The organism is Streptomyces sp. NPDC001970, from assembly GCF_053594115.1.
This window is the reverse complement of sequence record NZ_JBSFDW010000042.1, coordinates 52,068-71,556: the sequence shown is the minus strand read 5'-3', so window position 1 is coordinate 71,556 and position 19,489 is coordinate 52,068. Positions and strand designations below refer to the sequence as shown.

Genomic DNA, 19,489 nt, shown 5'->3' with positions numbered 1-19,489 from the left:
TTCAGAACCAGTGAAGTCAGGATGATCAAGAGATCGCAGAGTGGCTCACTTTTCATCCGCCGTCCGTGGCCCTCGTTTCACCCGTTGCCGAGAACTGGGAGGTCGATTTGCTGGACTGAGTAGTCCAGCAAGCTGGGATGATGTGGAGCAGGTAGCAGCTTCGGAGGCGTGCACACACCGAGGGCTGGCGGTTTTCCAGCCCACTCCTGGCGCGTGAAGAGCAACGCGGGGGTTCGACTCCCCAATTAACAGTGCAGCTCAGTACCGCGTACAGGTAACGGTGCACATCGCACAGCACATCACCACGTGCAGATCCGAGGCGGCGAGGGCGGGTTCGGGGCTTTCCACATCGCAGCACCACGGAGACGGCGATCTCCGACGGATACCGTTGGCGATTTTGACGGCGCTCCCTCCATCTATCACGAACGAGACTTCCGCGAAGTCCAGGTCGTTTGAGAGCGCTGCCCACTGGCGCTCTCAAACGACCTGGCAACCGCGCAGGTCAGCAGCCCACCGCACGCCAGACGCAGTGGGACAGGACAATGGGCGCGCCTGTACCTCGTTCGCGTTGAAACGCCGACGCCTGGAAGGCCAAGCGGCCGCGCCGGGAACAGCCGGTCCGGCCGGCACGGTTGCATCGACCGAGGGACCGGCGCCGCACGGGCGGGGAACACGGAGACCAGAGGGTCGTCCGCCCCACCAGGATCCGGGCCCCAGGAGCGGTACGCCCGCCGCGCAGTCGGACCAAGACGTATTTCTGCAGGAGGACTGTTTCATGACTGACCGGCCCTTGACGCTCATGGCAGTACACGCCCACCCCGACGACGAGGCCACCGGAACCGGAGGGGTCCTCGCGCGGTACGCGGCGGAAGGCATCCGCACGGTTCTCGTGACGTGTACCGACGGCGGTTGCGGTGACGGACCGGGGGGTGTCAAGCCGGGCGATCCCGGGCACGATCCGGCGGCGGTCGCCCTGATGCGCCGTCAAGAACTCGAGGCGAGCCGTGACGTCCTGAAGGTCAGCGATCTGGAGATGCTGGACTATGCCGACTCCGGGATGATGGGCTGGCCGAGCAACGACGCCCCCGGGTCCTTCTGGCAGACCCCCGTGCAGGAAGGCGCGGCCCGACTCGCGGAACTCATGCGGCACTACCGACCTGATGTGGTCGTCACCTACGACGAGAACGGCTTCTACGGCCACCCCGATCACATCCAGGCCCACCGCATCACGATGGCGGCGCTGGAGATGACCGAGCTGACGCCGAAGGTGTACTGGACGACGATGCCCCGCTCAGGGATGCAGCGGTTCGGGGAGATCATGCGCGAGTTTCATCCGGACATGCCGGAGCCGGATCCTGCCGAGGCCGCCGCGATGGCCGAGATCGGCCTCCTCGACGATGAGATCACCACGTGGGTGGACACCACCGCGTTCAGCGGTCAGAAGTTCGACGCGCTGGCCGCGCACGCCAGCCAGGGCGAGAACATCTTCTTCCTCAAGATGGGCAAGGAGAGGTTCGGCGAGTTGATGGGCATGGAGACCTTCGTACGTGTCCAGGACGCCACCGGCGCGGCCGTACCCGAGAACGATCTCTTCGCCGGACTGCGCTGATCCACCCATCCGGAGCGGAGCTCAGGAAAGCTCATCGGCTGCACGGCGCGATCGAGCGCGTCACACACCCGGAGACTTATCCACGCGGGTTCCGCTCCGGCAGCCCGCGACCAGGTCGGCAGGCCCTCGCCGACGGCGTCGACGCGTGCCCGCACTGCCGACTCGGAAGGCGCGCGACAGCTCAGGTCACAAGCCCGACGGTCTGCTCCGATCAAGACAGACCGCCGAGGAAATGACACAAAGCTGAGACTCCGCTGTCCGACACGCCGTGAGACTGCGGAAGAAACTGCAGGTCACGAGGGCGGTCTCCGACACCAGCCGCGAGATCCTACAGCTATGGCGACCGGCCGCAGGCGGCGCGGCGCCGTCCTGCTGGCCGCGCTCAAGCGCGACCCGGGAGCGGTCGGTCTGGAATCGCTGCTGACCGAGATCACCAAGCTGAACGACGTACGCAAGCTTGGCCTCCCCGAGGGGCTGTTCCCCTCAGACTTCCGCGACACCGCCGAGGATGTACGGATCACGCTGCTCGCGGCGCTGTGCTCCTCCCGCCAGGCGGAAATCACGGATGCGCTGGTGGAGCTGCTGGTGGCTCTGGTCCACAAGATCAACGCCCGCGCCGAGCGGCGGGTGGAGAAACAGCTGACGGCGGAGCTTGAAGAAGGTCCGCGGCAAGGAGGGCATCCTCTTCAAGCTTGCCGACGCGGCGATCGGCAAGCCGGACGAGGCGGTGCGCACAGCGCTGTACCCGGTAGTTGGGGAGAACGCTGCGCGACCTGGTGGCCGAGGCCAAGGCGAACGAGAAGGTCTTCAAGGCCAAGGTCCGCACCACCCTTCGGTCGTCGTACAGCTCGTACTACCGGCAGATGCTGCCGCCCCTGCTGAGGACGCTGGGCATCAAGTGCAACAACACCGCCTACCGGCCGGTGATGGACGCGATGAAATTGCTGGAGAAGTACGCGGAGGTCGACGGCAAGACCCGGTTCTACGACGCTGCCGACGAGGTGCCGATGGACGGCGTCGTACGCAAGGACTGGCGCGAGGCGGTCGTCGACGACAAGGGGAAGACCGAACGCATTCCGTACGAGCTGTGCGTCCTGGTGGCGCTGCGGGAGACGATCCGGCGCCGCGAGATCTATATCGAGGGCGGCCTGCGCTGGCGCAACCCGGAGGACGACCTGCCCGGCGATGGGCTGGAACTGGCCATGAGCCCATTTGAAGATCTTCACCGTCCCCGGGATCTGCGCCGCCGTCGTGGACCGGTACCTTGCCTGATGTTGGGGAAGCCGTCCCAGCCGGGCATGATCGGGGGCTGGACCACGCGGCCCGTGGCGAAGTCGACCGGTCCGGGGACGGACAGGCCGATGCCGCACACATCCGTGGGTTCGGCGCCCGCCTCGGCGAGCAGCGGTGCGAACCAGCCGGCCAGGGTGTCGAGGACGGCGACGGGCCCGTCGCCGATCAGCACGTCTCCGGACCGGGCCGCGAGCACCGTGCCCGCGAGGTCCAGTACGGCGGCGCGGGCGTGCCGGGGTCTCGAGGTCGACGGCGATCACGACGGCGTGCGTCGGGTCGAACTCGATCCGGGCGGACGGGCGGCCACCGGTCGAGGTGCCCGCCACATCACGCAGCCAGCCGGCCCGGTACAGCTGCTCCAGCCGGAGACCGACGGTGGAGCGCGACAGCCCGGTGGCTCTCTGCAGGTCGCCGCGTGTGTTGGCGTCGCCCCGGCGGATCAGCCGCAGCAGGTGTCCGGCGCTCGCCTGGTTCCCCGACATGATCGTTCCCCGTCCCCTCAGCTCTTGTCCGCGCCGCTGGTGAGCCCCTCGGTGAGCAGGCGCTCGGCGGCGAAGAACAGAACTACCACGGGGATCGTCAGGACCACCGAACCGGCCATCAGCACGGTCTTGGAGACCTCGATGCCGTTGGCGAGCTGGGCGAGGCCGAGGGACACCGTCCACCTAGAGTCCTACGACCGGATCGTCGGCCTCGTCCTCGATCAGATCGCCGTCGACGGTTCCATCACCAAAGCCCCCGGCGGCGGTGAGGTCGCAGGCCGCTCACCGGTAGATCGCGGCAAACAGGGATTGAAACGCTCAGGTATGACGGATGGTTATGGAATCCCACTTGGCCGTGTGCTGGCAGGAGCGAATCGTCACGACTCCCCGCTGCTCGCCCCGACCCTGGACCGCCTGGAAAACTTGGGACCGCTGCCCGAAGACGTCACCGTGCATCTGGACGCCGGCTATGACTCGGACAAGACCCGCACCCTGCTCCACGAACGCGGCCTGCACGGCCGCATCGCGCACAAGGGCGAGAAGGCACCCCTTCAGGCAAGCCAGAGGTGGCACGTCGAACGCACCCACGCCTGGCAGAACGCCTTCCACCGCCTCGCCCGCTGCTAGGAACGCCGGGCCACCGTCATCGACGCCTTCTTCGACCTCGCCGACACCATCATCACCGTGCGCAGCCTGATCCGCCGAGCGTGGACCACTCACCGCTGGGAGGGCCGCCCCCGCCGCCGCCCGTGACGGACCGCCATCTGCGCCAGTGGTCGGCTGGTAACTTGACTCCCATGATGGTGGCATTGATCGACTCAGGGCTTGGCCTCCTTTCCACCACAGGATGGCTTCGGCACCTCGCCCCGGAACTCGATCTGCTTCTGTTCCTGGACCCCGACGGCGCCCCCTGGGGATCGAGAACGGCCTCCTTCGTCACGGACCGTCTGTTCAGTGCCGCCCAATTGGCCGTCCAGCGGGGCGCGGAGGCCATCGTGGTCCCCTGCAACACCGCCACCGTCACCGCGATCGACGCTCTGCGCGAGAGTTTCGAACCCCGTGTGCCTGTGATCGGAACCGTGCCCGCCGTGAAGTCGGCCGCAGCGGCCGCCCAAGGCATCGCCGTGTGGGCAACCGTCCGGACCACGGCGAGTGACTACCAGGATCGCCTGATCGCGGACTTCGCAAACGGCCGGCCTGTCGCGCGTGTCGCATGCCCTGGTCTGGCCGAGGCGATCGACCACGGAGACATGGCCGCAGCAGCGGAAGCGATCGCCGACGCGGCAAAGCGGACCCCCCAGAATTGCAACTCCGTGGTGCTGGGATGCACGCACTACCCCCTGGTGGCGCCAGAGATACTGCAGAGCCTGCCCACCGGAACCACCCTGTACGACAGCGCGGAGGCAGTCGCCCGCCAAACACTTCGGCGATTGGACAGAACCACGGAATCGCACAGCAGCACGGGCTCCATCGACGTGGTACTCAGCGGGCGCCGCGGAAATCTCCCAGCAGGCGCCCACGCCTACCCGGTGGGTCGCGCCCTTGCCGCCGCAGCGCGGGTGCCCCACGAAATTCTCATCACTGCCGCAACTCGCGCCTCGATGGCTGCTCCAGCGATCTGAGCAAGCCCCGGACCCCCTCCATCTCGTCGGCCAGGCGTACAGCCACTCCGTTCACGGCAGACCCCGGGAAATCACAGAGCGTGACAACTGCCTGATCGCCCAGGACCTGTGCCTGTTTCGCCCAGGGCTCCCCACCGCGCCTATCTGCGCGACCTCCTAGCCGGGCGTCCGGTGACGAGCCGACGGACTACCTTGTGCGGCTGCTCAGCGTACGCGGCCGAGGTGGATGACGCTGACGCGGATCTGCCGGTCGTCGATCTCGTACATGACGCGGTAGTGGCCGACATGGATGCGTAGCAGGTCGGCGCTGCCGAACGCGCCGTCGGGCCGGGGGTTGTCGGCGAGGCGGTCGACCGCGGTGAACACCTGCCGTACCCCGTCGGGGTCCTCCTTGGCCAACCGCGCCGCCTGGGCGAGGGCCTCGGGCTCCCAGATGACCTCGTAGCTCACGCCTCAGCTCCGCCGAACACGCGGCGGTACGCCTCGTCGTGCGGGATGCCGGCGTCCTCGCCGCGGGCCTGGCGGGCGCGGTAGGCGGCCAGGGCCCGTAGTTCCTGGAGTTCCAGGGCGTCGGCGGGGCTGACCAGTACGGCGACGGTCTGGCCATGGTCGGTGATGGCGACCGGTTCACGGGTGGCGCTGACCGCGCGCGCGATGGCGCCCAGGCGGGCGCGGGCTTCCACGATCGAGTAGGTCGTCTCCGTCATGCACACCACCTTAACGAAGTGTGCACACCTTGGCAGCTACCAATCTATGGCCGCGCAGCCGGGGACGATCACGACCTGGGCGCTGTACCTGGAGCTGGCACTGTGCAGGCCCCTCCTCGCGGACCTGCGCGACGCATACGCCCACACCGGACGGCACACCGACTTCCACCAGCGCCTGACCCGCCTGCACGAGGACTGCCAGCGCCGCCACCGCCTCGACCGCCGTGACCTCCGGTAGGCCCGCCTTGTCCGGGGCACCGGGCGGGACGGGCTGGAAGCGGCGTGAATGCGGAAACGTGATCGGGCACGAGATCAGCAAGTCGTGGGCGGTCGTCCACGACAACACCGGCATCCCGTCCCTGCGACGCCTGTACATGACCGCCACACCCCGCCTGTGGCAACTCGGAGACGAGGAGGCCGGAGGCCAGGAACAACAGCCCGCGCTCGTGGACGTGCGACCCGGGCCGCTGCCGGGCCGCCGGGCTGGGTGAGGACACCGTCTTCGCGACCGAGCCGGAGCCGGCCGCCCGCATGATCGGCCGGTTCCTTGACGCCGGGCACCGCGTGGGCCGGGTCGCGGGGGACGAGGTCTACGGGGGCGTCTCAGGCTCGCGGCTTCATCGGCACCCGCGGGAGTTCGGGCGCGGGAAGGGGATCTCCCGGGTACCCGATCACCTCGCCGAACCGGGAGCCGTTCATCCAGTCCTCGCGGGCCTTCTCGATGTCCTCCTGGGTACGGCCGACGAAATTCCACCACATGAGGATCTTCTCGCCGAAGGGGGGCCCGCCGAGCAACAGAGTCACCGCGGGTGCGTCCGAGTGGTTGGTCACGGTCAAGGTGTCTCTGCCGACGGGGAGGTAGCCGAGATGGGACGGGCTCAGCCGAGTGCCGGCCAGGGAGACGTCCCCACTGTTGACGAGGAGGCCGTGCTCGAAGGTGGGGTCGACCGCGAGGGTGACGGTCGCACCGGGGTCCAGACGAAGTTCGGCGCCGAGAAGGGGGCTGAAAGTGGGGACCGGTGAGGTGTCACCGGCGAGGGAGCCCAGGAACACCTTGACCTCGCCTCCGTCAAGGGCGGCGGCCTGCGGGACGTAGTGGTGGAAGTCGGGGCCGGTGTCCCGGTACTGGTCCGGGAGTGCCACCCACAGCTGCGCGCCATGCAGGACGTCGGTGCTCGCGGTGGAGACCTCCGAGTGGCAGATGCCGTGTCCGCCGGTCATGAGGTTGAGCTCGCCGGGGCGGATTGTCGAGTGCGTCCCCAGGCTGTCGCGGTGTTCGATCTCACCCTTGAAGAGCCAGGAGACGGTCTGGAGCCCAATGTGGGGATGGGGTGCGACATCCATGCCGCCGGTGACTGCTGTCTCGTTCGGGCCGTAGTAGTCGGCGAAGCACCACGCACCGATCAGCGATCGGGATCGCTGCGGCAGGGTGCGCCGTACGTTCATCGCCCGGGGGCCCCCCAGGGGCACGTCGCGGGGGGACAGGATCTCTACGGTGGCCTCGGCCTGGGTCTCATTCATCGTCGCACTTCTCACAACAGGTAGTTCAAAACTTCGACGTTTGTTCTTGATGGATAAGGGGTGCTGTGACGTTGTCGGGTCCGGAGGTGCCTGACGGTACGTCAGGACACGATGGTCCCGCGGTCCGGGTCTGCGTTCAGGCTGCGGTAAGAGGATCTGTTGTCGTCGGTGCGGGCTCGCCGGCCCCGCCGATCACGCCGCCGGGGTCAACGTGCGCAACCGTGCACGCTCGGCGTGGGTTCTCGTCAACGGACCCGTACCACAAAAGGCCTGAACACCTCCCTTTTTGCTGGTGGATGCGATTTGTGACCGCCCTGCCGTAGGGGGCAGTCGGTGAGCGCGGCAAGGCGTAGATGACTGAGTCAACAGGCTCGGTCGTTTTACGGCCGAGAAGTTGACCGGGTCGCGGGGTTGTGCAGCGGCGGCCCGTCGGCGTCGTGCAGCTGGTGGGCGGGCACCCGGCGGCGTCCGGGAAGCAGATCCCGTACTACCGGTGCCAGGACGGCGCCGGCCATGGGGGCCAGGAGATAGACCCACAGGAAGCCGAACTGCCCGGCGGCCAGCGCCGGGCCGAACTGGCGGGCGGGATTGAGGCTGCCGCCGGTGCTCGTGCCCAGCAGGACGATGCACAGGCAGACGAGGACGCCCACCAGATAGGGGATGAAGCGCGTCAGCTGGTGCACCGACAGGAACAGCCCCACGAGGAGCACGATGACGCCGGTGGACGCCGTCTCCGCCAGGAAGAGCCCCGTGGCCGACCAGCCGGGTGCAGGCTGCAGGGCGGCATGGGCCACCGGAGGAGCGCCGACGGCGCTGCCCCACACGCCCCGCGCCGCGAGCACGCCGAGCAGGGATCCGGCGAGCTGGGCCACGATGTACGGCGCCACCGCCGCGCCGGGGAAGACCTCGAAGCGCCACATGGCGAAGGAGATCGCCGGGTTCATGTGTCCGCCGGACTGCTTGCCGGGAGGGCTGAGGATGAGCCCGGTGGCCAGCAGCCCGGCGGCCACGCCGACGACGAGCAGCTTCAGGCGGATTCCGGGGATCGCCTCGGAGACCGCGGACGGGCCGATGACCCACCGCACGATGGTCGTCACGCCGAACAGCAGGACGAAGGTCAGCAGGAACTCCTGGGAGCTGCGCCGGAAGGCCAAGGAGGGTGCGTTGGGGTCGCTCATAGGGATGGGTTTCTTGTTACGGGGGATGGGGGGAACGCGCTCCGCGTCGGCGGGCACGTGTGTTCCCGCCGACGCGAGACGGTGAGGGGCTGGAGTCCCGGGATCAGGGGACGAAGCGGGTGTCGAAGATCTCGGTGGGCTCTACGGGGTTGAATCCGCGCTGGGCGCGCCACTGGCGGTGCTGCTCGGATTCGGCGACGGCCTGGCCGTGGAGTTCGGCCTGGCGGGCGCCGGAGATGCTGGGCTTGGCGGTGGCCCGGTAGCCGCCGAAGTGAGCGACTGAGCTCCACTGCGGGCTGATCGCGGGGGCGCTCCTCGTCCAGGCCCTCGAATTCGCCGACAGCGTGGACGATGCGGCCGCCTGCGAGGGTCGGCAGGGACTCGACGTGCGGGATGTCCTGCTCCGGCACGGTGAAGAAGTCGTCGGAGAGGACGGCCAGGTCGCCGTAGTAGCCCGGGCGCAGGATGCCCTTGATGTCGTCCTCGCCGGTCAGCTTCCCGCCGCCCTGGGTGCAGGGGGCGGGCGAAAGGGGGCCTCCCGGTATCACTCGGCTTGGATTCCCATCCCTGAGCTACCGAGAGGCCCTGCCTTTGTGCGCGTGGAGTCTGAGGGTCACCCGGACACTCAGCCCTCATGTTCCTTGATCGGTTGAGATGCTGCTTCTATGCAGGGAGCATCGGCAGCGTGAGGTGGGAGGGATACTCCGCCGTGTGCAGGACGGTCTGGGTGGCCACCTGAGGCACTCCGTCGCCGGGGTAACTGGAGTTGGAGTTCCGCGCCCACTGCGGGAAGTCCGAACTCGTGACGTCGATGCGCAGGCGTGCCCCGGCCGGAACGCGAGCCGACACCGGACCCAGATCGATGACGTACTTGTAGACCTCGCCCGGGGTGATGGGCTGGGGCGTGGTCAGGGACTCGCGGAAGGCGGCCCGCACAATGCCCTCCTGCAGGTTGCGCGAGCAGCCGTCCTCGTCGACCAGGCACAGGCGCGCGGTCCAGTCGGTGTCGGTGGCCGAGGAGGCCGCGTAGAGGGTCAGTGTCACATCGCCGACCACGTCCACATCCCGCTCCTGCGGAGCGGTCGTGTAGACGAGCACGCCCTTGACGTTCTCACGCTGGCACTGGCAGGCCGGGCCCATCGGCGTCAGTTCCTCGACGCAGCAGGAATGGCCACCCGCGCTCATGACCGGCGCGTTCGGGTCGTAGATGTAGAGGTCGGGCAACTCCTCACCCGGCGTCCGGGCGTCCAGGGTGCCGTCGCCGAAGCGGGTGTTGGCGCGTCCCTGCGAGTGCAGGAAGAGCCGTTCCATCCGTGCCTCTTGCGGAGGCCAGGCCGAGAAGTCACGCCAGCCCGCGCCGAGGACGTAGGTACTGACCGCAGATTCGAAGGTGCCGGTGCCCGTCTCCTTGAGCGTCTCCGTGAAGAACCGCACCTGACAGTCGTCGACGGCCTTGGAGTCCGCGACACCGTCCTCCACCTGGGCGACGGGGTACCAGGGCATGTGGTGGAAGGGTGCCACCACGAACTTCTGCCGGGCGGCGGCCTCGGGGCTGCCCGCGCCGTTGCGGAGTCCGACGAAGTTGCGCTTGGTCCCCGACACGAACACGTCGTAGAGACCGGCCACATGCAATCCGGGCACCTGGATGCGGCTGTAGTCGCTGTCGATGGACCAGCGTGCCCAGTAGTCGTCGTACGTGGGGTGCTCGATCCAGTCGAAGTAGTAGGGCGTGATGTCCCGGTCGAGAGCGGGAAAGGTCTCCGGATCCATCCAGAAGTTGTCCGGTGCGTGCATCAGGGCGCCGCTGAGCGCACCGATACGCTCCTGGTCGCCGCGCCGGACCGCTTCGGCGATGCCCAGGTAGGCGGCCCAGAAGGCGTTGAACCCGTAGGCGAAGGCACCCTTGTTGTGGGTCCATCCCTCGTAGGCCTGGGAGCCCGTCAGGGCCGGGCTGATCGCGGCCAGGCTGGGCGGCTGCTCGACCGCGGCCAGGAGCTGGGTGAACCCGGCGTAGGAGAACCCGTACATACCCACCCGGCCGTTCGACCCGGGCAGGCCGGCCGCCCACTCCACGGCGTCGTGGCCGTCACGGCCCTCGTCACGGAACGGGTAGAACTCGCCCCCGGACGCATACCGCCCCCGTACGTCCTGGACGACGACGATGAACCCCTGATGGGCATACCAGGCCGGGTGCGCGAACGCCGTCTCCGACTGGGCGCCCTGCTTCCCGTACGGGGTGCGCTGCAGCAGAACGGGATAGGGACCTCCTGCCGCGTCCGGGCGGTATACGTCCGCGAGCAGTTCGACACCGTCACGCAACCGGCACCGTACATCGCTTTCCAGGGTCACCCCGGGAAACCCTGTGACAGGCTGCACCATAATTACTTACTCCTCATCGCTATTGGTGTTGCATCTCTGGTCTCGGTTCAGGCACAGACGTAGACATCAAGACGAATCCGCCTGATCCTGAAAGCCCGGCAGGGTGTCCTGGTGGTATTCGGCGTTGTGCAACCGGGCCGAGGAACCGGCCGTCGAGACCGCGCGCCAGGCCGAGCCATCGATTCGTCCCCTCCCGTCTCCCCCTGGCGGGTACTGATCGGTACCCGCACAGCGCCGTGAATTGCGCGACGGTTGGTTCGGTACTTCGTCACGTACTTCGTCACCTGCTCCGCTGGATCAGGCTATTGCGAGTCTGGGGCCGGTTGAGATCTCAGGCATCAGTCACGTGACTGTGAGCAGACACGATCGGCCCGGGCCCTACCCGCTGCGGACCGCGCGCGGCTCCGTGCCGCGGGTCTGTCCGGAAGGCGTACGAAGGGCTCGCTCACGGCCTCCTGCCACCCCTGGCCATGCCCTCGTGCACGGCGCGCAGTCAGATGACCGATGTTCGGGCCCGGGACGCGAGTGGAGGATGGTCCCGCGTTTGTTTCAGGTAACAGCGGGGTCCGTGGAGGCGATAATCATGATCCGGTCACCGGGCCGGCGCCTCGCTGTCGGCTCATCCTGCATGGTGTGGGTAATGCCGTGGCAGATACGGAGGGATCCCGCCACTCAGGACAATTACGTCACGAGATGTCCGGGCCAGGAGTGACCTTCCGGTAAAGACGGAAATTGTCATCTATCAAATGTTTCAAATAGAAGTCGCTGTTCGCGCTGATTTAGCGTAAAGGCTGCCCAAAGTGGGGCGAATGGACCGCCTCGAGGTGACCGCGTACACGTCGATGGGGAACCTTGACTCAACTCCATATAATTAATGAACTACCCATGCTTAATAGCAGCCCGTCCCTTTGGGTTCCAAGGCGAGAGCCGCCGTAACGTTCCTTGTTCCGAAAGGCGCCCCTTGTCGGGTGATGCGCAGCATGCCGGTGAAGATCCGAAGGAACGACTATGCAGAACGCTGGGCCGGCGGACCCAGCCGCGCCTGACGAAGCCGCGCGGCAGTTCGCCAAGGTGCGCCCGAAGCTCATCGGCCTCGCCTACTGGATGCTCGGTAGCAGGGCAGAGGCCGAAGACATCGTTCAGGAGGTGTGGCTTCGATGGCAGATCGTCGACCGGTCCGGCATCCGTTCCACAACGGCGTTCCTGATGACCATGACCATCCGCCTGGCGATCAACTACGCTCAGTCCGCCCAGGTGCGGCGGGAAACCTACGTTGGGCCGTGGCTGCCTGAACCCGTCGACACGAGCCTGGACCCACAGGCAGGCACCGAGCAGGACGAGACGCTCGGTTTCGCGGTTCTCTTCCTCATGGAGAAGCTGAACCCGACAGAACGGGCCGCCTACATCCTCCGGGAAGCCTTCGACTTCCCATACGCCCTCGTGGCAGCCATCGTGCAGACCAGCGAGGGCAACGCTCGACAGTTGGTCTGCCGGGCCCGCAAACACCTGAAGATCGAGTGAGGGGCCCTTCGACCACGACGACCATCGCCAGCTCACGGAGGCGTTCCTCAGCACCGCCCACTATCGCGACATCTTGGCGCTGGAAAACATCCCCACCGAGCACGTCACCAGCGACTTGGAGGGGGCGGCATACGCGGGGCATCGAAGAGCCCGGCCCCCGGCCTCAAGGGCGTATCCGCCCGCCTCCTGCGCAAGGAGTACGACGCGCACGTCCGCCGATACCTGTGGAGCGGCCACTTCTGGTCCGGGTCCTACTTCGCCGGTCATGCGGAGGGGCTCCCCTGAGCGACGTACAGCAGTACATCGAGCGGCAGCAGCGCCCCATGAGCTGAGGTCAACAGTGCGGACCCCTGCCTACGGTGCGGGAAAGAGCAGTCTTCAGATGCGCTTCACCACCGCCCTGAAGGACTCCGTTGGGAAAGGGACGAACCGCTGGCCATGGGGGGCGCTATGACTCACGGACCCGCAGGTCAAGTGATCCACTCCCAGCCAGAGTGAGAGCCAGGATGTCCGCCCTGTCCATTTGCCAACGGAGTCCTTCAGGGCGGCGCACTGCGCAAGAACAGAGGTAGACGCGCCGATGTCGACGCTGTTCGGCACGCTGCTGACCGGCTGACGCGACAACTACCGTGGGCAGCCCGGCCATGCGCCGGCCGTTCACCCCGGGCCGTCGGGCACGTTGCCCTCGGCTCATTCCTCCTGGAGGGCGGCGAGCGCCGCGGCGAGCTTGCCCCGGCTGGTGATGCCCAGGCGTGGATAAATCCGGTACAGGTGGGCTCCGACGGTGCGGTGCGAGATGAACAGCCGCTGGCCGATCTCCCGGTTGCTCAGCCCCTGCGCCGCCAGCTCGGCCACCTGCATTTCCTGGGCCGACAGCTGCTCGCTGGTGTGCGCGTGCCGCCGACCGCTCGACTCGCCGGTGGCACGCAGCTGCTCGCGGGCCATCTCGGCCCAGGGCTGCGCGCCGATCCGGTCGAACTCGTCGCGGGCCGTGCGCAGCGGGTTCCGGGCGTCCACGTTGCGGCGCTGTCGGCGCAGCCAGCGGCCGTGGTGCAGGTGCAGCCGGGCGCGCGACAGCGTCCAGCTCGCCGGCAACGTGGTAAGCGCTGCGGCGTAGCGCTCCTCCGCTGTGTCGTCCCGAGCCAGCACCGCGTCGGTGTAGGCGAGCGCGACCGTCATCATTTCCGAGGGCAGCCGACTGGCCAGCTCGGGAAGTTCGGCGAGCAGTTCCCGGGCGTGCTCCACGGTGCCGGCGGCCACTGCGGCGTCCGCCAGGTCCGGCGCGAGCAGCCAGCGGCTCACCGAGTGGTAGTGCGGGTCGGCCGTATCGAACGTGCGTGCGAGAATGTCGTATGCCTCGGTTGCGCGCCCGTCGAGAAGGGCGAGCAGCCCGTCGACCTGCTGCGCCACCACGGTGACGAACGGCATGTCGGCGAACAGGCTGTGGGCGCGCAGTTCGCGGGTCGACCGCACTGCTTCCTCGGCCTCACCACGCAGCGCCGCCACCAGGCCGGCCGCCGCCTTCAGGGCGAGCCACACGATCCACTCTCCGGTCTCCTCGGCCAGAGCGAGCCCTTCAGCAGAGTCCTCGCGCGCCCGGTCGAGCTGACCGAGGAACAGCCGCGGCCAGCCGGCGGCCAGCGAACGGGCGAGCAGCCCGAGCATGCCCTGCGACCGCCACGCCGCGGCCGCCAGCCCCAGATACCGGGCGGCGCGGCTGATGTCGCCCATGGCCATCGCGCCGTCGCCGAGGAAGTGCAGTATCCGGCCGTCCTCACGATCCGGCTCGAGGCCGTCCAGCCGTACGAGCACGTCCGCCCCGTGCCGGTACGGCTCGGCGTAGGCCCGCACCACCAGCACGTGGGGGGCGTTCGGATCGGGGTCCCACCGGTCCAGTTCGGCCACGGTCTGAGCGCGGACCTGTGGGTCGCCGTCCTGGCAGAAGCATCGTGCGGCGGCACGCCACAGCAGGTTCTCGGCGACGTCCGCCCCCCCTGCGTCGAACGCGCCGGCCGCCGCGGTGACCATGTCGTGGATCCGCCGGTGCGGTTCGTCCGGTTCGAATGCGGCATTGTCGTACACGACCAGGAGGCGGGCCCGCTCCACCGGGCCCAGCACGCTCATATCGGTGCGGTCCAGCAGCATCTGGGTCTGGACGCGGTCGTTGATCTCGCTGGACAGCTCGGCCGCCCGGACCAGGATGCCGGTCCGGCGCTGCGCGTCGTGGACGAGTTCGGCCGCCTGGCGCAGGGCCGGGACGGCCGCCGCCACCTTGCCCCGGGCCTGCGACGTGTCGGCGAAGCGCTCGAGCCGGGCGGCCAGTTCCTCATCCGGGCCGATCGTGGCCGCGGCCTGGTGAGCGAGCTGGCGCTCGGGGGTGTCCTCCATGACCGCTGCCAGGGCGCGGTGGGTGGCCAGCCGGTCGGCGACGGAGGCGCGGGTGTAGATCGCCGAGCGCATCAGCGGATGCCGGAACTCGGGGGTACGGCCGACCAGGGTGACCAGACCCGCGTCGACCGCCTCCTGCACTGCGTCCACGGAAACCGCCGAGCCGAAGAGGTGAGTGGATACTTCCAGCAGCCGGTTCAGCGGCGCGGTCGGCTCGGTGGCCAGGGCCAGAAGGAACGCGCGGCACTCCTGGCTCGCCGAGTCGCTGCGCGCGGCGAACGCGTCCTCCAGTCGCTGGGTCAGCGGCAGGCCGTCCATCTGGGCGGTCATGCCCTGCACCGCCTTGGGCAGCTCGACCAGGGCCAGCGGATTACCCGCGGCGCGCTCCAGGATGAGTTTGCGCAGCGGCGCCGCAAGGCCGGGCGCGCCGGCGTCGAGCAGCTCGGCGGCGGCCGTCCGGCCGAGCGGTCCCAGACGCAGGTCCGGGTACGCGCTGGGGGTGTACGAGTCGGAGGAGTCGATCCGGGCGGCGCAGACGGCCAGTATGGCGAAGTCGCGGGTGCGCCGGGTCACGAACCTGAGCACGTCCCGGCTGGACGAATCGATCCACTGCAGGTCGTCGACGAGCAGCAGGACCGGCTGCCGTTCGGCCGCGTCGGCGAGCAGTTCGAGTACGGCAAGTGCCACCCGGAATATCTCGGGCTCGGTCTCCGTGACGCCGAGGGCGCCGCTCAGCGCCAGCCGGTGTGGGGCCGGCAGGTTCTCGACACCCCGGGCGACTGGTTGCAGCAGTAGTTGCAGTGCGGCGAACGGCAGCCATTGCTCGGTCTCCACGCCCGACGTGCGCAGCACCCTGAAACCGCTTTCCGCGGCCTCGGCGCCGACTGTGCGCAGCAGAGCCGACTTGCCGACGCCGGCGGTGCCATGGACCAGCAGCGCATCGCCGTGCCCCGCCGCCGCGTCCGACAACACCCCGCGCAGGGTGCGCAGCTCCTCGTCCCGGCCGATCATCGCGCGCGTGCTGCTCCTGGTTTGTGCAGGGTCCCCCGCAGTTGCGTCTCGAGATGCCCGCCCCGCAGCGCGAGCGCAGGCGTGCGGGCCGGGGCGGACGGCGAGGAGATGGTCCCGGTTGCCGCCCGGCGATGCCCTCTGACGTTGCGCCTGTCACCGCCGGCCTGCGTGGTGGCAGAACGCTCAGGCATGGCCGGACGTTCGGTCACCGGCACAGTGGGTATCGAGCTCAGCACGTGGAGATTCCTCCGGCAATGGTTATTGCACGCCATATGGTACCTGTCAGCCGTGATGACCTGGTACGCGGTGTGCTGTCCGGCGCGGGAGCCGGACAGCGACCGCACTGGGCGTGGCGTCAGTCGATGACCGGATGTTCCCGGGCCCGGTGCTGTGCCTGTTCGGCGCGCAGGTGCTGCATGAGCTGGGTGAAGCGGGTGCTGCCCAGGGGAAGTTCGGCTGTGTGGATCGCGCGCTCGATGACGGATCGCGAGACGCCGTGCTCGGCGACAGCGGGCCGGGCGACCGCCAGAGGCCGGCACCGTGTAGAGGCAGGTGAGCTGCTCCTCGTCGTCGTAAGCGTCCACGGTGGCCTGCGCAACCAGCTCATCGAGTTCCGCGTCACCCAGCTGTCCGTCGGGCAAGGCGAGGGATAAAGCAGGGTGAATGTCACAAATCGGGCTGCCGTCCGGTCCTAGTGGATGACTGGACGGTGTGACTCATGGCGCTGTCGATGTCTTCGGTCAACTCTCTTTCAGGAGGAGAACAACATGAGCCATGTCCACATCGCACACCCCGATGCACCGGGGCGTGACGAATTGGTTCCGTCGCGCTACGCGCTGAAGGTCGGCGACATCGACGTGATGGTGATCAGCGACGGGGTGATGCCGATACCCACCGTGACGTTGGCCCCCAACGCCGCCAAGCCTGACCTGACCGCCTGGCTCGGTGACATGTTCCTGCCGCCGGAGGTGTGCGACTGGCCACTGAATGTGGCCGTGGTGCGCAGCGGTGGCCGGACCATCCTCGTCGATTCCGGGCTGGGGACGGAGTTTCCGGGCTTCCCGCGAGCTGGGCAGTTGGCCATGCGACTGGAGGCCGCCGGGATCGATCCCGCATCCGTGACCGACGTGGTGCTCACCCACCTGCACATGGACCACATCGGCGGGCTGCTCGTCGACGGGCTGAGGGGCCGGCTGCGCCCGGACCTGCGGGTCCACCTGGCGGCCGCCGAGGCCGAGTTCTGGGACGCGCCCGATTTCTCCCGCACCGTCATGCCGGCGCCGGTGCCGGACGTGCTTCGAAGGACCGCCTCGCGGTTCCTGGACGTGTACCGCAGCCAGTTGCGGCCGTTCGAGACGGAGTACGAGGTGGCGCCAGGAGTGGTGATGCAGCGCACCGGCGGGCACACCCCCGGCCACAGCATCGTCCGCCTGGAGTCCGGCGGAGACCGGCTGACGTTCGCCGGCGATGCCCTGTTCCAGCCCGGATTCGACAAACCCGAGTGGCACAACGGCTTCGACCACGACCCCGAGCTGACAGCCCGCGTCCGGATCCGTCTCCTGAAAGAGCTGGCGGCACGCGGCGAGCAACTGGTGGCCACTCACCTGCCGTTCCCGTCCGTCTGCCACGTGGCGGTCAACAACAACGCCTTCCGTTTCGTACCGGCCGTCTGGGATTACTGACCGCACTTCGGCCCGGGGCCGACGCGTGAGCAGCACGTGAGAGGCCAGCCCACGGCCGGCAGTCCGGCGACCGGGCGCCACACCGCGCCGGTGCCGGGGCAGCCGTGCACGAGGACGACCGTCGCCCGCCCGGGCGCGCCGCGCCATTCGATCACAGCCGGTCCGGCGCCCCCGGCGGCGACCCTGCCGAGGGCGGGGCGATCGTCACGGGTCTCTCCTCGGCCTTGTGCGGCCTCGCCGGAAAAGCTCCCGCAGCGCAGTCCGCCGTGCGCGTACATGGGCCACACCGGCCACTGCCGCCTCCAGCGGGCGATCTCCGAGGACGGCAGGATCTGCAGCCAGCGCAAATCCCGGGCGCTGCGGTCGGGACGCGTCTTCTCCCTGACCATGGAGCCGTACTGGTCGAGGGAGTCCTCGAGGGCGTTGGCGTCGGGCACGATCTCGAGCCCAAAGAACCGCGCGTGCCGCCTGACCCCGGGAATCCGGGAGAGCTCGGGCTGCCGGTCGTCGGCCGCCACACCGTTCTGCGAGGAGACCCAGATGCCGTCGGGGGCGTTGAGCACGAGCGAGCGGCTGCCGTCGGTGCGGCCGGGCGCCCACAGCAGGCTCACACCGACGCCGAGTTCCACGTCCGCGTCGAAGGCGGCGACGCGGTCCCCGGGCACACCCTCCATGCCGCCGTCCACGTACCAGGCCCACTGCATCGGGTGCGGCGAGGCGAAGGTCCCCAGCTCCTTGCCGTGCACCAGCAGAGATGCGCGAGGGAACAGCGGCCCGGACGGAATCGCCCCTCCGGCCAGAGGCCTGGAGCTGCCCATGATCAGCCGGACGTCCTGCACGTGCAAATGGTCGAAGCTGACGTAGTCGACGTCCTCCGCACGCAGACCGCACAGAGGCAGCACCTCCTCCGGCTCATGACAGTAACGGGCGAATACCCGGCCGCCGAGGAAGTCGCCCGCCAAGCACCTGAGCTGGACGTAGAAGGGGGCGGTGCTCGACCCGGCGGCAACGGTGGGTTCCCAGACCAGGGTCCTGGGCACTCCGTCGAAGCCGTCGAAGTGCACGACCAGTACCCGGTTGACAATGCTGACGAACGGGTCCGGGCCGATCGCAGCACCGTGGAAGACGTACCGGGTGGGGTACGGTGCGGCCGCGATGCCGAAGCTGCGCACCGCGTGGATCCGGCCCTGGCCGCGGAAGCGCTCGCGACAGGCAAGAGCGGCCTCGCGCACGGCCTCAAGCCGGCCGCCCCGTGGCCACACCTCGTGCACGCCCTCGAATTCCGGGATCGTGCGCATGCCGGCGCCGAGGGCGTCACCGGGCGGTGGCTGCCCGGTGCCGGGCACGCTCACCGATCCGTCCCCTCCCTGGTCCGCGGGGCGGCGCCGGTCTGTGTCGCGGTGCCGCTGTCGCGCTCGTAAGAGGCGCACGGCGGGTTCGGCGAGAGGTCCGGAGAAACGGACCGGGAGCAATCCCGGCACCGCGCTCCGGACCTACTCAGCGGACCTGTCGCGGAGCGTCACCGCAGTGTTCGATTGCGAGAGGTTGCGCTTGTGTGAGACCGCGTACGCCTCGTCGCCCGATGGGCGGCAGTGACGCCCCATCAGGTCACTGCGGACCGCGCTGGTTGTTGCCTGTGGCCGGTGACGGCACTGGTCATGCAGGCCGACTCATCGTTCTGGGACTTTTCGTGTTCGACGGGATCGACGAGCTGGACGTCGAGGCGGTTACCGCCGCCTTCGGCACGGTCGACGTGACGGCCAGAGGCCGGGTAGCCGGCTCGGCATGTCCGGACTCCTGATGAGGATCCTTGATAACGGTTCTGGCCGCGATTTCGTGAAGGCGCGTTTCCTATGGAGTGACCACCGCTTCCACCAGCCACGATGGAGCAGATCCTCCAGCGACCTGTCAGTCCGTCAGAGCGATCGGGTGCCCGTGGTAACGGCATCAAGGTGATGACAGGTACATGGCGCTCATTCAGCCGAAGTACGTGGCGTTCCACACATTCCACGCCGGGGGCTGTAAAGCCGCTTGCCATGAACACATCGATACGTCGAAGATCAGCCAGCTGCGCTCGACCACATGAAGATCCACTC

General features: G+C 68.4%; 16 protein-coding genes and 5 pseudogenes. 10 read left to right on the top strand and 11 right to left on the bottom strand.

The window, feature by feature from the left end; all coding sequences use genetic code 11:
* Positions 1-775 precede the first annotated feature (775 nt).
* Entirely contained in the window at positions 776-1,609 is an 834-nt protein-coding gene (locus tag ACWCP0_RS35475) for a PIG-L family deacetylase (RefSeq protein ID WP_351234192.1), read from the top strand.
* 483 nt (positions 1,610-2,092) lie between these two features.
* Here the strand turns inward: ACWCP0_RS35475 and ACWCP0_RS35470 are convergent, their stop codons facing one another.
* The 3 genes and pseudogenes from ACWCP0_RS35470 to ACWCP0_RS35460 all read right to left on the bottom strand — a co-directional run.
* Positions 2,093-2,281, bottom strand: coding sequence for a hypothetical protein (locus ACWCP0_RS35470; protein ID WP_451082861.1), 189 nt, complete (start codon positions 2,279-2,281; stop codon positions 2,093-2,095).
* Positions 2,282-2,885: 604 nt separating this feature from the next.
* Positions 2,886-3,384 (bottom strand): annotated as a pseudogene (locus ACWCP0_RS35465) (ROK family transcriptional regulator); the annotation flags it as partial.
* Positions 3,385-3,401: 17 nt separating this feature from the next.
* Positions 3,402-3,569 (bottom strand): annotated as a pseudogene (locus ACWCP0_RS35460) (carbohydrate ABC transporter permease); the annotation flags it as partial.
* Here ACWCP0_RS35460 and ACWCP0_RS35455 point away from each other — a divergent pair.
* Both ACWCP0_RS35455 and ACWCP0_RS35450 read left to right on the top strand, forming a co-directional pair.
* A pseudogene (locus tag ACWCP0_RS35455) lies at positions 3,556-4,137 on the top strand (transposase); the annotation flags it as partial. The pseudogenes ACWCP0_RS35460 and ACWCP0_RS35455 overlap by 14 nt on opposite strands.
* A 44-nt stretch (positions 4,138-4,181) precedes the next feature.
* Positions 4,182-5,006, top strand: a complete 825-nt coding sequence (locus ACWCP0_RS35450) for a glutamate racemase (RefSeq protein WP_451082860.1) — start codon at positions 4,182-4,184, stop codon at positions 5,004-5,006.
* A 204-nt stretch (positions 5,007-5,210) separates the two neighbouring features.
* On the opposite strand, the gene ACWCP0_RS35445 is transcribed toward ACWCP0_RS35450, so the two are convergent.
* Together ACWCP0_RS35445 and ACWCP0_RS35440 are read right to left on the bottom strand one after the other, a co-directional pair.
* Positions 5,211-5,456: a type II toxin-antitoxin system RelE family toxin gene (locus tag ACWCP0_RS35445; RefSeq protein WP_451082859.1), complete on the bottom strand. Its 246-nt coding sequence runs from the start codon at positions 5,454-5,456 to the stop codon at positions 5,211-5,213.
* Positions 5,453-5,713, bottom strand: a complete 261-nt coding sequence (locus ACWCP0_RS35440; RefSeq protein ID WP_451082858.1) for a type II toxin-antitoxin system Phd/YefM family antitoxin — start codon at positions 5,711-5,713, stop codon at positions 5,453-5,455. The genes ACWCP0_RS35445 and ACWCP0_RS35440 overlap by 4 nt, the downstream gene beginning before the upstream one ends.
* Before the next feature lie 46 nt (positions 5,714-5,759).
* Between ACWCP0_RS35440 and ACWCP0_RS35435 the strand changes: the two genes are divergently transcribed.
* The 3 genes and pseudogenes from ACWCP0_RS35435 to ACWCP0_RS35425 all read left to right on the top strand — a co-directional run.
* On the top strand, positions 5,760-5,951 hold the full coding sequence (locus ACWCP0_RS35435) for a hypothetical protein (protein WP_451082857.1): 192 nt from the start codon (positions 5,760-5,762) through the stop codon (positions 5,949-5,951).
* Positions 5,952-6,009: 58 nt separating this feature from the next.
* Positions 6,010-6,204, top strand: a complete 195-nt coding sequence (locus ACWCP0_RS35430) for a hypothetical protein (RefSeq protein ID WP_451082856.1) — start codon at positions 6,010-6,012, stop codon at positions 6,202-6,204.
* A pseudogene (locus ACWCP0_RS35425) lies at positions 6,152-6,313 on the top strand (IS701 family transposase); the annotation flags it as partial. The gene ACWCP0_RS35430 and the pseudogene ACWCP0_RS35425, both read left to right, overlap by 53 nt.
* Before the next feature lie 3 nt (positions 6,314-6,316).
* On the opposite strand, the gene ACWCP0_RS35420 reads toward ACWCP0_RS35425, so the two are convergent.
* From ACWCP0_RS35420 to ACWCP0_RS35405, 4 genes are all read right to left on the bottom strand, one after another.
* Positions 6,317-7,234, bottom strand: coding sequence for a pirin family protein (locus ACWCP0_RS35420; RefSeq protein ID WP_451082855.1), 918 nt, complete (start codon positions 7,232-7,234; stop codon positions 6,317-6,319).
* Between the two features lie 380 nt (positions 7,235-7,614).
* A complete protein-coding gene (locus ACWCP0_RS35415) occupies positions 7,615-8,412 on the bottom strand; it encodes an MIP/aquaporin family protein (RefSeq protein ID WP_451082854.1) in 798 nt (265 codons plus the stop codon).
* Complete coding sequence (locus ACWCP0_RS35410; RefSeq protein WP_451082853.1) at positions 8,409-8,960, bottom strand: amidohydrolase family protein; 552 nt, start codon at positions 8,958-8,960, stop codon at positions 8,409-8,411. The genes ACWCP0_RS35415 and ACWCP0_RS35410 overlap by 4 nt, the downstream gene beginning before the upstream one ends.
* Positions 8,961-9,075: 115 nt before the next feature.
* Entirely contained in the window at positions 9,076-10,791 is a 1,716-nt protein-coding gene (locus tag ACWCP0_RS35405) for a CocE/NonD family hydrolase (protein WP_451082852.1), read from the bottom strand.
* Between the two features lie 1,008 nt (positions 10,792-11,799).
* Here ACWCP0_RS35405 and ACWCP0_RS35400 point away from each other — a divergent pair.
* Both ACWCP0_RS35400 and ACWCP0_RS35395 read left to right on the top strand, forming a co-directional pair.
* Positions 11,800-12,312 carry a sigma-70 family RNA polymerase sigma factor gene (locus tag ACWCP0_RS35400; RefSeq protein WP_451082851.1) on the top strand — a complete coding sequence of 171 codons (513 nt, stop codon included), beginning with the start codon at positions 11,800-11,802 and terminating at the stop codon, positions 12,310-12,312.
* Between the two features lie 162 nt (positions 12,313-12,474).
* Positions 12,475-12,644: pseudogene (locus tag ACWCP0_RS35395) on the top strand (IS200/IS605 family transposase); the annotation flags it as partial.
* Positions 12,645-13,002: 358 nt separating this feature from the next.
* Here ACWCP0_RS35395 and ACWCP0_RS35390 read toward each other — a convergent pair.
* The gene (locus ACWCP0_RS35390) at positions 13,003-15,711 is read right to left on the bottom strand and encodes a helix-turn-helix transcriptional regulator (protein WP_451082850.1); all 2,709 of its coding nucleotides are present in this window, start codon (positions 15,709-15,711) and stop codon (positions 13,003-13,005) included.
* 416 nt (positions 15,712-16,127) lie between these two features.
* Here ACWCP0_RS35390 and ACWCP0_RS35385 point away from each other — a divergent pair, with 416 nt between their 5' ends.
* Entirely contained in the window at positions 16,128-16,364 is a 237-nt protein-coding gene (locus tag ACWCP0_RS35385; RefSeq protein ID WP_451082849.1) for a hypothetical protein, read from the top strand.
* A 114-nt stretch (positions 16,365-16,478) separates the two neighbouring features.
* The gene (locus tag ACWCP0_RS35380; protein WP_451082848.1) at positions 16,479-17,393 is read left to right on the top strand and encodes an MBL fold metallo-hydrolase; all 915 of its coding nucleotides are present in this window, start codon (positions 16,479-16,481) and stop codon (positions 17,391-17,393) included.
* Here ACWCP0_RS35380 and ACWCP0_RS35375 read toward each other — a convergent pair.
* The gene (locus ACWCP0_RS35375) at positions 17,387-18,745 is read right to left on the bottom strand and encodes a hypothetical protein (RefSeq protein ID WP_451082847.1); all 1,359 of its coding nucleotides are present in this window, start codon (positions 18,743-18,745) and stop codon (positions 17,387-17,389) included. The genes ACWCP0_RS35380 and ACWCP0_RS35375 overlap by 7 nt on opposite strands.
* Between the last annotated feature and the right edge of the window lie 744 nt (positions 18,746-19,489).